The organism is Dyella marensis (assembly GCF_900112865.1).
In the GTDB taxonomy this organism is placed as follows: Bacteria; Pseudomonadota; Gammaproteobacteria; order Xanthomonadales; family Rhodanobacteraceae; genus Dyella_D; species Dyella_D marensis_A.
In genome coordinates this window covers 1-14,835 of record NZ_FONH01000009.1, presented here as the reverse complement: position 1 = coordinate 14,835, position 14,835 = coordinate 1, and the positions used below count along the sequence as shown (strand labels likewise).

The following is a 14,835-nucleotide window of genomic DNA, read 5'->3' as shown; positions in this document are numbered from 1 at the left end:
CGCGCGGCATAATTTCCAACCTTTTTATCCACATACCCAAGAGGAGGAAGCCATGTCGAAGCGGACCTTCCAGCCCAGCAAGCTCAAGCGCGCCCGCACGCACGGCTTTCGTGCCCGTATGGCCACGGCCGACGGTCGCAAGATCCTGAACGCCCGTCGCGCCAAGGGCCGCAAGCGCCTGATCCCGTAAGCGGAGTCTCGTCCATGCGTGTCGGACTGCCGCGCGAGTCGCGGATCCGCCGCGCCGGTGACTTCGCCGCGATGCGTAATGCCAGCGGCCGCCTCGGCGGCCGCTGTTTTTCTGTGCGCTACAGGGACAACGAGCTCGGCCAGGCCCGGCTCGGCCTGGCCATCTCCAAGCGCGTGTCCAAGCGCGCCGTCGAGCGCAACCGCATCAAGCGCCTGGTGCGCGAATCCTTCCGGCGCATCCGCGCCCAGCTTCCGGCCGTCGATCTGCTGGTGATGGCGCGCGAGCAGGCCAGCGGCCTGCCCGGCCCCGAACTGCTCGCGGAAATCGACTATCTGTGGAAGAAGCTCTTGTCGCAGAAGCGGCCGCCCGCATTGAAGCCGGACGACGCGGCCGGCACAATCGCGCGTTGACCTTTTTCCCGCCTTCCTCTCTGCGGCTCGGAGCCGCGGCGTTCACCGGATCTGCCACGCGATGAATCAAACGCGCACGTTCCTTATCTTTGCCCTGCTGGCCGTGGCTTATCTGCTGTGGATGGATTGGGAGAAAGACTACGGCCCGAAGCCGGCCCCCGCGCCGGTCGCGAGCGCCAGCACCGCGGCGGTGCCTTCCGCCGACAACGGTGGCAGCGTTCCCGGCGCCACTTCCACCACCGGCGCGCCGGCGACCGTACCGGCCAATGGCGGCAGCGCCACCGCCGAGGCGAAGGCCCAGCTGATCACCATCAGCACCGACGTGCTGCGCCTGACGGTCGACACCCGCGGCGGCAGCGTGGTGCGTTCCGAGCTGCTGCACTATCCGTCGGCGCCGGTCACCAAGAAGGACCCGAGCCCCCCGCCGGTGCGCCTGCTCGATGAGCAGTCCGAGCACTTCTTCGTGGCGCAGAGCGGCCTGGCCACCGCGCAGGGCAACGGTGCCTCGGTCGCGCCGACCCACCTGTCGGTGTTCCAGAGCGCGCAGACCGCCTACCAGCTGGCCGAAGGCCAGAACGAACTGAAGGTCGACCTGACCTGGCAGGACGCCGCGGGCCTGAAGGTCACCAAGACCTACGCGCTCAAGCGTGGCAGCTACGACGTCTCGATGGACCAGAAGATCGAGAACGGCAGCACCGTCGCCTGGCAGGGCAATGCCTACGAGCAGCTGCAGCGCGCCGGCCAGCCGAACAACCGCAGCTGGCTGCAGAACTACACCGACCCGGCGGCACACAGCTTCTTCGGCGCCGGCTGGTACAGCCCGCAGGACAAGTTCGAGACGCTGCCCTTTACCGATTTCCAGAAGAAGCCGCTCACCCGCTCGATCACCGGCGGCTGGGCCGCGATGCTGCAGCACTACTTCGTGGTCGCGTGGATTCCGCCGGCACAGGAAGCGAACGGTTACTCCACCAGCGTCGTCAATCCGGACACGGCCCAGCCGTACTACCTGATCCGCACCGTCGGCCCCTCGCTCAGCGTGGCGCCGGGCCAGAGCCTGACCAGTGCTTCGCGCCTGTATCTCGGTCCCAAGCTGCAGGGCACGCTGGACCAGATCGCGCCGGGCCTGGAGCTGTCGACCAACTACGGCTGGCTGACCGTCATCGCGCAGCCGCTGCACTGGCTGCTGTCCAAGCTGCACGCGATCAGCGGCAACTGGGGCGTGGCGATCATCCTGCTGGTGCTGCTGCTGAAGGCCGCGCTGTGGAAGCTCACCGCTGCGCAGTTCCGCTCCGGCGCGCGCATGCGCAAGCTGCAGCCTCGCGTCACCGCGCTCAAGGAGCGCTATGGCGACGACAAGATGAAGATGCAGCAGGCCATGATGGAGCTGTACAAGAAGGAGAAGGTCAACCCGATGGCCGGCTGCCTGCCGATCCTGGTCACCTTCCCCGTGTTCCTGGGCCTGTACCGCGTGCTGATGGAGAGCGTGGAGCTGCGCCAGGCGCCGTTCTTCGGCTGGATCCACGACCTGTCCGCGCCCGATCCGTTCTTCGTGCTGCCGGCGATCTACGTGCTGGTAATGCTGGCCACGCAGTGGCTCACCCCCACCACCGGCATGGATCCGACCCAGGCCAAGATGATGAAGGTGATGCCGATCCTGTTCGCCGTGCTGTTCGCCTTCTTCCCGTCCGGCCTGGTGCTGTACTGGGTGGTCAACGGCGCGACCAGCCTGGCCCAGCAGTGGTTCATCACCCGCCAGGTGGACCGCGCCGACCACAAGGTCAAGACCGCCTGACCGAAAAGGCCGCGCAAGCGGCCTTTTCTTTTTGCGGCGACGATAATCCCCGCCATGAGCGACACCGCCGACACCATCGCCGCCATCGCCAGCGCGCCCGGAGCCGCCGGTGTCGGCGTGCTGCGCGTGTCGGGGCCGGCGGTGCCCGCCATCGCGCAGGCCTTGCTGGGCCGCATGCCCGAAGCGCGCCACGCGCACTTCGCCGCTTTCCGCGATGCTGCCGGCGAACTGATCGACCGCGGCCTGCTGCTGTACTTCCCCGCCCCCGCCTCCTACACCGGCGAGCACGTGCTGGAACTGCAGGGCCACGGCAATGCCGTGCTGCTCGATGCGCTGCTGCGCCGCGCCTGCGAACTCGGCGCGCGCCTGGCCCGTCCCGGCGAATTCACCGAGCGCGCCTTCCTCAACGGCAAGCTCGATCTCGCGCAGGCCGAGGCGGTAGCCGACCTGATCGCCGCCGGTTCGCAGGCCGGCGCGCGCGCGGCGCTGCGTTCGATGGAAGGCGAGTTCTCGCGCCGGGTCGACGAACTGCTGCAGGCGCTGATCCTGCTGCGCGTGCATATCGAAGCGGCGATCGACTTCCCCGAGGAGGAAATCGATTTCCTCGCCGACCCAGCGATCGCGCGGCAACTGCAGGCCTTGCGCAAACAGCTGGCCGAACTGCTGCGCGAAACCCAGCGCGGCGTGCGCCTCACCGACGGCTTGCGCGTCGCCATCATCGGCCGCCCCAACGCCGGCAAGTCCAGCCTGCTCAACGCGCTGGCCGGCAGCGACCGCGCCATCGTCACCGACATCGCCGGCACCACGCGCGACGTGCTGCGCGAGAACCTCGACCTCGACGGCGTCGCACTGGAGCTGGTCGACACCGCGGGCCTGCGCGATACCGATGACCCGGTGGAACGCGAAGGCGTGCGCCGAGCGCGCCACGAACTGACCCGCGCTGACGTCGCACTCCTCGTTACCGACGCCGCCGGTGCCGACGAAGACCAGCAACTGTTCGCCGACGTGCAGGCCGACGTCGAACGCATCGTTCTGGTCAACAAGATCGACCTCGACCGCCGCCCTTCGCACAGCGAGATGCGCGAAGGCAGCTGGTGGCTATGGGCCTCCGCCAAGAACGGCGACGGCCTCGACGTCCTGCGCGACCACCTTAAGCGCCTGGCCGGCGCCGGCAGCGGCGAAGGCGCCTTCAGCGCGCGGCGCCGGCATGTGCTGGCATTGGAACGCGTGGCCGAACACCTGGACCGCACCGCCGACGTGCTGCGTGACGTACACGCGGGCGAGCTCGCCGCGGAAGAACTGCGCCAGGCGCAGCACGCACTGGGCGAAATCACCGGCAGCTACAGCAGCGACGATCTGCTGGGGGCGATCTTCGGGTCATTTTGTATCGGGAAGTGAGGTGATCCAATGGACGTCTATGGATGTCACCTTGCCCAACTGCCTATGATTGTGGACCGAGACGTCATTGCATCCTTAACCGTGAAGTACCGCATTTTTGGTATCCAGCGGATAGCCCGATCCTAAAAATATCGATGGTAGTTAAGCAATACACCAATATCGGCCTAATAATCCAAGGACTTCTATCGACATTTCTTGGTCGGTAGAGATCGAGTGAGAGCAAACGGATTCGCTACTGCCGGTTAAAAAAAACTGGACCGAACACCGACCAAGCTAGTGTCGCGATAACAGATCTCCATCGGCTCGCGCCTCGCACGCGGGCCAAGCCCACTGAACTAGGAATCACCGCATGACAAGCACCCAACAACGCGCCGCCCTGCAACGCCAGATCTGGCAGATCGCCAACGACGTGCGTGGTGCGGTCGATGGCTGGGACTTCAAGCAGTATGTCCTTGGCACCCTTTTCTACCGCTTCATCAGCGAGAACTTCGCGAGCTACATAGAGGGTGGCGATGACAGCATCCAGTATGCCAAGGTGGCTGACAACGTCATCACCGCGGATATCAAGGATGATGCCATCAAGACCAAGGGCTACTTCATCTACCCCGGTCAGCTGTTCGCCAACGTGGTCACGCAAGCCAGCAACAACGAAACCTTGAACACCGACCTGGCTCGAATCTTTGCTGCCATTGAAAGCTCCGCCAGCGGCTATCCGTCCGAGCACGACATCAAGGGGCTGTTCGCCGATTTCGATACCACCAGTAATCGTCTCGGCAATACCGTCAAGGAGAAGAACGCTCGTCTCGCTGCTGTGCTCAAGGGTGTGGCCGGGTTGGATTTCGGCGGCTTCGACGCCAGCCACATCGACCTGTTTGGCGATGCTTACGAATTCCTCATCTCCAACTACGCTGCTAACGCCGGCAAGTCCGGCGGCGAATTCTTCACACCGCAGCACGTATCCAAGCTGATCGCGCGGCTGGCCATGCATAAGCAGGCCAGCGTCAACAAAATCTACGACCCTGCCTGCGGCTCCGGTTCGCTGTTGTTGCAAGCCAAGAAGCAGTTCGAAGAACACATCATCGAAGACGGGTTCTACGGCCAGGAAATCAACCACACCACGTACAACCTGGCGCGGATGAACATGTTCCTGCATAACATTAACTACGACAAGTTCAACATCCAGCTTGGCGACACGCTGCGCACCCCGCATTTCGACGATGAAAAGCCCTTCGACGCCATCGTCTCCAACCCGCCGTATTCGGTGAAGTGGATAGGTTCGGATGACCCCACCCTGATCAATGACGACCGCTTCGCCCCGGCCGGTGTGCTCGCACCCAAGTCCAAGGCCGACTTCGCCTTCGTACTGCATGCGCTCCACTATCTTTCCAGCAAGGGCCGTGCCGCCATCGTCTGCTTCCCTGGCATCTTCTACCGGGGCGGAGCTGAGCAAAAAATCCGCCAATATTTAGTGGACAACAACTATGTGGAAACGGTGATCGCGCTGGCACCTAACCTGTTCTTCGGCACCACCATCGCTGTCAACATCCTGGTGCTGTCCAAGCACAAGACCGATACCAAGACCCAGTTCATTAATGCGAGCGGCCTGTTTGACAAGAAAACCAACAACAACGAGCTATCCGACAGGTACATCGAACAGATCATGCAGGTGTTCGACAGCAAGGCCGGCGTAGCGCACTTCGCCAAATCTGTGGCTTACGAGGCGATAGCCGGTAACGATTACAACCTGTCTGTGAGCAGCTATGTCGAAGCGAGAGATAACCGCGAAGTAGTGGACATCACCCAGGTCAACGCGGAGCTGAAAACGACGGTGGCTAAAATCGACAGGTTGCGTGCCGAAATTGATGCCATCGTGGCCGAGATTGAAAGTGGGACGGCTGAAGCATGAGTCGGATCGCCAAATTGATTTCGGAACTCTGCCCAGATGGTGTGGAATTCAAAGCACTCGGGGATATCGCTGAGCTCGTGCGAGGCAATGGCCTGCCAAAATCCGTATTTACGGAGTCTGGCATTGGGTGCATCCACTACGGCCAGATTTACACTTACTATGGCATTTGGGCTACAAAAACCATTTCCTTTGTCGCTCCAAAAACAGCAACGCCGCTCGCAAAGGTTGATACTGGCGACATAGTCATAACCAATACGAGCGAAAACATTGAAGACGTATGTAAAGCGGTTGCATGGCTTGGCGAATCGCAAATCGTGACCGGTGGCCATGCCACCGTCATCAAACATCAACAGGACCCGAAATATCTCTCGTATTACTTCCGCACCCCTGAGTTTTTTTATCAGAAAAAAAAATATGCAACGGGAACGAAAGTAATTGATGTTTCGGCGAGGAATCTCGCAAAAATACGCGTTCCTGTTCCGGCGCTCGAAATACAGCGCGAAATTGTTAAAGTGCTTGACGCGTTCACGGAGCTGGAAGCGGAGCTGGAAGCGGAGCTGGAAGCGGAGCTGGAAGCGCGCCGGCGGCAATACAAGTATTACCGCGACGCGCTTCTGGCGTTCGATGAACGCGCGGATAGCGCAAGCAAACAAGCGAGGTTAACCACCGTTGGCGAACTATATGAGTCGTCTTCGGGACTTTCAAAGAGTGCGGATCAGTTCGGCTTCGGTCATCCGTTTCTGTCGTTCAGGACTGTGTTCAACAATCTCAGTGTCCCGGCTGACCTATCCGATCTTGTCAATACGACGGACGCGGACCAAGCTCGCTACTCGATCAAAAAGGGCGATGTCTTCATCACAAGAACAAGCGAGGACCTTGAAGGGCTCGGCATGAGCTGCGCCGCGCTCAGGGACTATCCAAAAGCAACATTCAATGGCTTCACAAAGCGGCTTCGCCCCAAAGAGGAAGGCGTCGTCGATCCACAATTCGTCGCGTACTTCTTCCGCTCATCCCATTTTAGAAGACAGATCACTCAGATGGCTGTCCTATCTACGCGCGTCAGTCTCAACGACGACATCCTTTTGAGGATTCGAATCTTGGTGCCGCCACTGGAAGAGCAGGAGCGCATTGTCGCTATCCTCAATAAGTTCGATGCTCTCGCCAACTCCATCAGCGAAGGTCTTCCGCGTGAAATCGAGTTACGCAGCAAGCAGTATGAATATTACCGCGACAAGCTACTAAACTTCGTGGAGCGAGAGGACGTAGCATAATATGAGCAAGACGCTCAGGGAAATCGCGAAGCAGCTTAAGGACGCCGGCAAAAAGGTGCAGTTGATTTATGCCTTCAACGGTACAGGCAAGACGCGTCTTTCTAGGGAATTCAAGCAGTTTGTCGCCCCTAAGAACGTTGATGGAGAAGGAGAGGCTGTCAGTCGGTCCGGGTCGCCACACAAAAAGATCTTGTACTATAGCGCCTTCACCGAAGACCTATTCTATTGGGATAATGACCTGACGCTGGATGCCGAGCCCAAGCTTCGTATCCAGCCCAATTCGTTTACCGACTGGTTGCTCGCGCTGCTCAGAGATCTGGGACAAGATGGAAACATCGTCAGGCACTTTCAACACTATGCCAATGACAAGTTGACCCCGCATTTCAGCGAAGATTTCTCCGAAGTCACCTTTTCGCTGCAGCGGGGCGATAACGAAAGATCTGGTAATCTCAAGATCTCGAAAGCCGAAGAAAGCAACTTCATTTGGAGCATCTTCTATACGTTGCTGGATCAAGCCATCAGTACGCTCAGTGTTGCAGAGCCGGAAAATCGTGAGACCGGAGAGTTTGACCGACTTGAATATGTATTCATCGACGACCCGGTGAGCTCGCTGGACGAAAATCACTTGATCGAACTAGCCGTCAATCTGGCGAAGCTTATCAGGAGCAGCCCGCCCAGCCTGCAGTTCATCATCACCACTCACAGTCCACTGTTTTACAACGTGCTCCATAACGAGCTCGGGCTCGCCAAAAATGGAAAGAGGGAAGGTTGCTACCTATTGGAGCATTTGGAAGATGGCACCTTCGATCTGAACGTCAAGTACGGCGATTCCAATAAGAGCTTTTCCTATCACTTGCATCTCAGGAAGACACTTGAGCAGGCGATTGCCGCCGACCAAGTGCAGCGATATCACTTCACATTGCTGCGTAACCTCTATGAGAAAACTGCAAGCTTCCTTGGTTACCCACAATGGTCGGAACTACTGCCCGACGATAAGCTGGCCTACTTAAATCGTATCATCCAGTTCACCAGCCACAGCACCCTGTCCGATGAGACCGTTGCCGAGCCGACGCCGCAAGAGAAGCAGACGGTAAAATTCCTTCTGAACCACCTGATTGGCAGTTATGGCTATTGGCAGCAACAGGGAACGCAACATGGTTGAGTTCATCAAGCCCATCGCTGAGTCGAACAGCTTCATCGTGCTCGACAGGTACGTCAAGGGGTGGAAGGTTGCCGATAGCTACCAGAGCGAAGGCGACCTCGAACGGGAGTTCATCCAGGACCTGATCAACCAAGGGTACGAATATCTGCCCCGCCTGAACACGCCCGAAGCCTTGCTCGCAAACGTCCGTGAGCAGTTGCAAGCACTGAATAGCGTCCGGTTCTCGGATGGGGAATGGTCGCGGTTCGTGGAAGCTTGGCTGGACAAACCCAGTGATGGAGTCGTCGAAAAAACCCGCAAGATTCATGACGATCACATACATGACTTCGTGTTCGACGATGGCCACATCCAGAACATCTATCTACTCGATAAGAAGTACACCGCCCGCAACAAAGTGCAGGTGATCAAGCAGTTCGAGCAAACCGGCCGTCATGCCAACCGCTACGACGTGACCGTGCTGATCAATGGCCTGCCGCTAGTGCAGGTGGAACTGAAGAAACGTGGTGTGGCCATTCGCGAGGCCTTCAACCAGATGCACCGCTACGGCAAGGAAAGCTTCAACAGCGAGCAATCTCTGTTCAAATATTTGCAGCTTTTCGTCATATCCAATGGTACTGACACGCGCTACTTCGCCAATACCACGCAGCGCAACAAGAACAGTTTCGACTTCACCATCAATTGGGCGCAGGCCGACAACAGCCCAATCAAAGACCTGAAAGACTTCACCGCTACCTTTTTTCAGAAGCACACTTTGCTCCACGTGCTGCTGACATATTCGGTGTTCGACGCCAGCGATACCCTGCTGGTCATGCGCCCCTACCAGATTGCCGCTACCGAGCGCATTCTTTGGAAGATAAAGAGCGCGCATCAGGCCGGGAAGTGGAGCAGCACTGAGGGTGGCGGCTATGTCTGGCATACGACTGGTTCGGGAAAGACCCTAACCAGCTTTAAGGCGGCGCGCCTGGCAACAGAGCTGGAATTCATCGACAAGGTGTTCTTCGTGGTGGACCGCAAGGATCTGGACTACCAGACCATGAAGGAATACCAGCGCTTTTCGCCCGATAGCGTGAACGGTTCGGAGAGTACCGCTGGACTCAAGCGCAATCTGGACAAGGACGACAACAAGATCATCGTCACCACCATCCAGAAGCTCAACAATCTGATTAAGAGCGAAAACGATCTGCCGATCTACGGTGAGCAGGTGGTTTTCATCTTCGACGAATGCCATCGCAGTCAGTTTGGCGAGGCACAGAAAAACCTGAAGAAGAAATTCAAGAAGTTCCACCAATTCGGCTTCACTGGCACGCCGATCTTCCCGCAGAACGCCCTGGGTGCGGATACCACCGCCAGTGTGTTCGGCCGCGAACTGCATTCCTACGTCATCACCGATGCCATTCGCGACGAAAAGGTGCTTAAGTTCAAGGTCGACTACAACGATGTGCGTCCGCGGTTCAAAGCCATTGAAAGCGAGCTGGATGAGAAAAAGCTAAGTGCGGCGGAAAACAGGCAGGCCTTGCAGCATCCTGACCGTATCCGCGAAGTCACGCAATACATCCTGAACAACTTCCGACAAAAGACCCATCGTCTGCAAGCCGGCGCCAAGGGTTTCAATGCCATGTTCGCCGTGAGCAGCGTAGATGCGGCCAAGCTGTACTACGAATCCTTCAAGATCTCGCAGAAGGAGCGCAACAAGCCATTGAAGATAGCCACCATTTTTTCGTACGCCGCCAATGAGGAACAGGATGCGGTAGGCGACATCGCAGACGAAGGCTTCGAAGTCTCGGCCATGAACAGCAGTGCCAAGGAGTTCCTTGACGCTGTCGTTGCCGACTATAACGCGCTATTCAAGACCAGCTTCAGCGTGGACAGCAAGGGCTTCCAGAATTACTACCGCGATCTGGCCAAACGGGTCAAAGATCAGGATGTTGATTTGCTGATCGTGGTCGGGATGTTCCTGACCGGCTTCGATGCGCCGACGCTGAACACGTTGTTTGTTGACAAGAACCTGCGATACCACGGCTTGATTCAGGCCTACTCGCGCACGAATCGCATTTATGACGCAACTAAGACCTTCGGGAACATTATCACCTTCCGTGATCTGGAGAAGGCGACCGTCGATGCCATTACCCTGTTCGGCGACAAGAACACCCGGAACGTGGTGCTGGAGAAAAGCTACAAGGAGTACATGGACGGCTTCACCGATGTGGTCACCGGTGAGGCCCGACGTGGCTTCATGGACGTGGTCAGTGAGTTAGAGCAGCGCTTTCCTGATCCTGTGGACATCGTAAAGGAGTCCGACAAGAAGGTATTTGCCAAATTGTTCGGCGAATATCTTCGTGTGGAGAATGTCCTGCAGAACTACGATGAGTTTGCCAGTCTGAAAGCCTTGCAAGGTATCGACCTTAGCGACCCGCAGGCTGTCGAGGACTTCAAGGCGAAGCATTATCTGAGCGATGCCGATCTGGCCTCACTGCAGGCAATTCGCATTCCCTCCGATCGTAAAGTCCAGGACTACCGTTCGACGTACAACGATATCCGTGACTGGCTGCGCCGAGAGAAATCCTCTGAGGAAAAAGAAAAATCCAGCATCGATTGGGACGATGTGGTCTTCGAGGTAGACCTGCTCAAGTCGCAGGAAATCAACCTGGATTACATCCTGGAGTTGATTTTTGAGAAGAACAAGAAGGTCAAGGACAAGGTCGCCCTGGTCGAGGACGTGCGCCGGGTGATCCGTGCGAGCCTGGGCAACCGTGCCAAAGAAAGCTTGGTTGTCGATTTCATCAACCAGACAGATCTGGATCAGCTTCGCGACAAGGCCAGTGTGATCGAAGTCTTCTTCACCTTTGCCCAGGCAGAGCAGCAACGCGAGGCTCGGGAACTCATCGAGACCGAGAGCCTGAATCTTGAGGCGGCAAAGCGCTATATCGCTGCTTCGCTCAAGCGGGAATTCGCCAGCGAAAACGGCACCGAGCTCAATACTCTCCTACCGCGGATGAGTCCACTCAATCCGCAATATCTGACAAAGAAGCAGAACGTCTTCCGAAAGATCGCCGCGTTCGTCGAAAAATTCAAAGGTGTGGGCGGTTCGGTCTAGAAGGCAATACAGCACTTTAAGGCATTATCCTCTGCCGTTCCTGACGCATTGGCGCTAACATGCTGAGTTCGCGGGGCGCTGTTCCAGTCGAAACCAAGCATGCTCACTTTCTTCTTCGGCGCCTTCGGGCTGTCCACTCTTTGGTTGATTCCGTTGATCTGGCGCGCGCTTCGCGCCCTCGTCGCCAAAGGCCGCAAACGGCCGGTAGGTGGTGAAGGCACGATTCGGTATGCGCTGGGCGGCCTGTTGGTGCTGCTGGCCAGCGCCACGCTCGAAGGTCTGGTCGTCGCGCATTACACGGACGATCCGTCGGCTGGCGGTGCGGTGTGTCGCGTGCTGGCCAGTGGACTGGGTTCGGTCTTCGGCGCCGCGCTCACGGCATTGCTGATGCTGGCGATCCTCGCGGTGGCCTTGCGCTGGTATCCCGGCGTGTCGTGGCGTGCGCTGTTCGCGGGCACGTCCTCGAAGGTCGATCGTATTGCCGTTTTGATCGAACGCCTGCTGGCTTTTCGTGGTGTGCGTTTTCCCGCCCGTCGTCAGCGCGGCGCGGTGCGTCGCGCCGGGGCGAAGCCGGTATCGCGGCGCCAGGCGCAGAACACCGCGCAGCGCCCGGCCGCTGCGCCCGTGCCGACGATGGAGCGCATCGCGCCGTCCAAGATGCATCCCGGTGGAGATACGCAGCGCACGAAGGCGTCGCTGGACGAGCCGGTGATCCGCGAGCCGTGGAAGCAGCCGCGTGTCGCGCCGGTCTCCGCACCGCGCGTATCCACAGGGCGGATTGCAGCGGCGATGGCGGCCGCGGCAGAGCGTGCGTCAGCGAATGAGCCGGCTGCGCGTGTCCACGTTCAAGCGGCCGCGACGGAGATCGACATGCGCGCCGCATCGGCGCGTGCGCACGCGCCGGCGGAGATCGAAGCTCCACGCGTCACTATCGCACCCGCGAGCATTCCAGTCGCCGAAGCCACCGTCGCCGAGCCCGTCTTCGAACCTGTCTTCGTCGAGCCCGCATCCGCCGAACACACCGCGATGGATGCCGCGGAAGAGCTACCCAGCTTCGCCCACGCACCCCAGGTCTCGCGCACCGCCTCGTCCCGCCGCTTCGCCGCCAACGACGACGAGCCGATCGCTGCCGCGCCCGCGCCTGCGCCCGCTCCCACGCCGTTGCGCTCGCGCACCAACGTCCTGCTCCCACCGCTCTCGCTGCTCGCTTCACCGCCGCCCACCTCCGACGCCGTCAGCGAAACGCAGCTGGCGGAAACCGGCGAACTGATCGAGCAGCGCCTGCGCGAGTTCAAAGTACCGGTCAGCGTGGTCGGCGCCTCCGCCGGCCCGGTGATCACCCGCTTCGAAGTCGAACCCGCGGTCGGCGTGCGCGGCAACCAGATCGTCGCGCTGATGAAGGACCTCGCGCGCGGTCTCGGCCGCACTTCGATCCGCGTGGTCGAAACGATCCCCGGCAAGACCTGCATGGGCCTGGAGCTGCCGAACGAGCAGCGCCAGATGATCGCGTTGTCCGAGATCCTCGGCTCGCGCGAATACCGCGGCTCCGATTCGCTGCTCACGCTGGCCATGGGCAAGGGCATCACCGGCGAGCCGGTAGTGGCGGACCTGGCGCGTGCGCCGCACATGCTGGTGGCCGGCACCACCGGTTCCGGCAAGTCGGTGGCGGTGAACGCGATGATCCTGTCGATGCTGTACAAGGCCACGCCCGACGACGTGCGCCTGATCATGATCGACCCGAAGATGCTGGAGCTGTCGGTCTACGAAGGCATCCCGCACCTGCTCGCGCCGGTGGTCACCGACATGAAGCTCGCCGCCAATGCGCTGGCCTGGTGCGTGGCCGAGATGGAAAACCGCTACCGCGTGATGTCCGATCTGCGCGTGCGCAACCTCGCCGGCTACAACAGCAAGGTGCGCGAGGCGCGCGCCGCGGAGCGGCCGCTGATGAACCCGTTCCCCGCGCATCCGGAAGTGCCGGAAACGCTCGATACGCTGCCGATGATCGTGGTGGTGATCGACGAGCTGGCCGACCTGATGATGGTCGCCGGCAAGAAGATCGAGGAGCTGATCGCGCGGCTGGCGCAGAAGGCGCGCGCGGCCGGCATCCATCTGATCCTCGCCACGCAGCGGCCATCGGTGGATGTGATCACCGGCCTGATCAAGGCCAACATTCCCACGCGCGTTGCCTTCCAGGTTTCTTCGAAGATCGATTCGCGCACCATCCTCGATCAGATGGGCGCGGAGAGTCTGCTTGGCCAGGGTGACATGTTGTTCCTGCCGCCGGGTGTGGGTTATCCGCAGCGCATCCATGGCGCCTTCGTTGCCGACGAGGAAGTGCATCGCGTCGTCGCGCATCTCAAGCAGTATGGCGAGCCGGATTACAAGGACGAGATTCTTGCCGGGCCGCCGGGTGAAGGTGGCACTGGCGAGTTGTTTGCTGAGGAAAATGGCGACGCTGAGCTTGATCCGCTGTACGACGAAGCCGCGGCTTTTGTGTTGCGTACGCGGCGTGCGTCGATCTCTTTCGTGCAGCGGCAGTTCCGCATTGGCTACAACCGTGCGGCACGATTGGTCGAGGTGATGGAGGCGGCGGGATTGGTGTCGCCGATGGGGATCAATGGACAGCGTGACGTGCTGGCGCCGGGGCCGGCGGAGTAAAGCGGACAGAGCCGCGGAAGAGAGCTCGCCCATCCTGGGAGTGCGTCAACACCCCCCGCTCGTCATTCCGGCGCAGGCCGGAATCCAGTAACGACACCGCTCGATGGTCGCGAAAAGCCAAATCGACTTTGTCGCGAAAACCCTGAGCTTTCGCCACTGGATTCCTGCCTGCGCAGGAATGACGAGCAAAGAGCCGGCGTAGGTTGGGGTGAGCACAGCGAACCCCAACGTCGGCACATCGATGTGCACCGCAACGTTGGGGTTCGCCTGCGGCTCACCCCAACCTACGCCGGTTGTTTATGCCGATTGTTGTTGCCACTGCAGGCGTAGATGGGCCTGCGTGGTGCAGCGGGTGCCCATTTCGATGAAGGCGGCGATGCCGTCGAGCATGATTGGAAGTCGATTGGCATCGACACTGCCGCGTTCGTGCACCAACTCCGCCAGCAGCTTGATGGCGTTATAGGCGTACTGCAGCCACTCGGTGGCATCGTTCAACAGTTCGTCCGGCTCTGCGTTCGGATCGGAGAAGTAGTTGGTGTGTCGAATGATCCAGGGTTCGCCAAAGACGTTGTTCATAAGCAACTCCTTGCTGAGCACCGCGGCCTCGCTCCGTAAACGGCATGCCGCAGACAGCACGGCATACCGCGATCACACGGACTCGAGGGTTCACCGGCGGCTCAAAGGCTGAGCGCCGGGCGGCTTGATTGAGGAAGTGGGATGCGGGACTAGGAGGTTTCGCTATGGCGCAGCCTTACGCGCCGGGTAGGACGGCTCGGAAAACTGTCTGCGAAAACTCTTAGCCTGCGGTTCTTCAACCGTGTCCGCAACGTCGTCGGACGGCCCGGATGGTCGGTGGGGGTGTCGCCGAGGGGATCGGCGAGCGCGGAAGTCCCGTATGATCTGGCTTAGCCATGATCAACTCCTATGCGTTGGTGATGGTTAGCGGGTCGTAGG

The 14,835-nt window shown here is 59.8% G+C and carries 9 protein-coding genes and 2 pseudogenes; 10 read left to right on the top strand and 1 reads right to left on the bottom strand.

All coding sequences use genetic code 11. The annotated features are described in order from the left end of the window. The first annotated feature begins 52 nt into the window (after positions 1-52). The 10 genes and pseudogenes from rpmH to BM172_RS22980 form a co-directional block, all read left to right on the top strand. Positions 53-190, top strand: a complete 138-nt coding sequence (gene rpmH, locus BM172_RS13135; RefSeq protein ID WP_019464789.1) for a 50S ribosomal protein L34 — start codon at positions 53-55, stop codon at positions 188-190. Between the two features lie 14 nt (positions 191-204). Then, positions 205-600, top strand: a complete 396-nt coding sequence (rnpA, locus tag BM172_RS13130) for a ribonuclease P protein component (RefSeq protein WP_026634688.1) — start codon at positions 205-207, stop codon at positions 598-600. A 61-nt stretch (positions 601-661) separates the two neighbouring features. Further along, entirely contained in the window at positions 662-2,392 is a 1,731-nt protein-coding gene (gene yidC / locus BM172_RS13125) for a membrane protein insertase YidC (protein WP_026634689.1), read from the top strand. A gap of 54 nt (positions 2,393-2,446) precedes the next feature. Continuing rightward, on the top strand, positions 2,447-3,790 hold the full coding sequence (gene mnmE / locus BM172_RS13120; RefSeq protein ID WP_026634690.1) for a tRNA uridine-5-carboxymethylaminomethyl(34) synthesis GTPase MnmE: 1,344 nt from the start codon (positions 2,447-2,449) through the stop codon (positions 3,788-3,790). Positions 3,791-4,139: 349 nt separating this feature from the next. Continuing rightward, complete coding sequence (locus tag BM172_RS13115) at positions 4,140-5,696, top strand: type I restriction-modification system subunit M (protein WP_026634691.1); 1,557 nt, start codon at positions 4,140-4,142, stop codon at positions 5,694-5,696. Beyond that, the gene (locus BM172_RS13110; RefSeq protein WP_081805122.1) at positions 5,693-6,967 is read left to right on the top strand and encodes a restriction endonuclease subunit S; all 1,275 of its coding nucleotides are present in this window, start codon (positions 5,693-5,695) and stop codon (positions 6,965-6,967) included. Before BM172_RS13115 ends, BM172_RS13110 begins: the two co-directional genes overlap by 4 nt. Before the next feature lies 1 nt (position 6,968). Next, a complete protein-coding gene (locus BM172_RS13105; protein WP_026634693.1) occupies positions 6,969-8,129 on the top strand; it encodes an AAA family ATPase in 1,161 nt (386 codons plus the stop codon). Continuing rightward, positions 8,122-11,223 (top strand): type I restriction endonuclease subunit R, encoded by a 3,102-nt coding sequence (locus BM172_RS13100; protein ID WP_026634694.1) that lies wholly within the window; start codon positions 8,122-8,124, stop codon positions 11,221-11,223. Before BM172_RS13105 ends, BM172_RS13100 begins: the two co-directional genes overlap by 8 nt. Positions 11,224-11,322: 99 nt before the next feature. Continuing rightward, a pseudogene (locus BM172_RS22985) lies at positions 11,323-11,664 on the top strand (DNA translocase FtsK 4TM domain-containing protein); the annotation flags it as partial. Positions 11,665-12,339: 675 nt separating this feature from the next. After that, positions 12,340-13,881 (top strand): annotated as a pseudogene (locus BM172_RS22980) (DNA translocase FtsK); the annotation flags it as partial. Between the two features lie 297 nt (positions 13,882-14,178). Here the strand turns inward: BM172_RS22980 and BM172_RS13090 are convergent. Continuing rightward, positions 14,179-14,457: a hypothetical protein gene (locus tag BM172_RS13090; protein WP_026634696.1), complete on the bottom strand. Its 279-nt coding sequence runs from the start codon at positions 14,455-14,457 to the stop codon at positions 14,179-14,181. Positions 14,458-14,835: the final 378 nt, after the last annotated feature.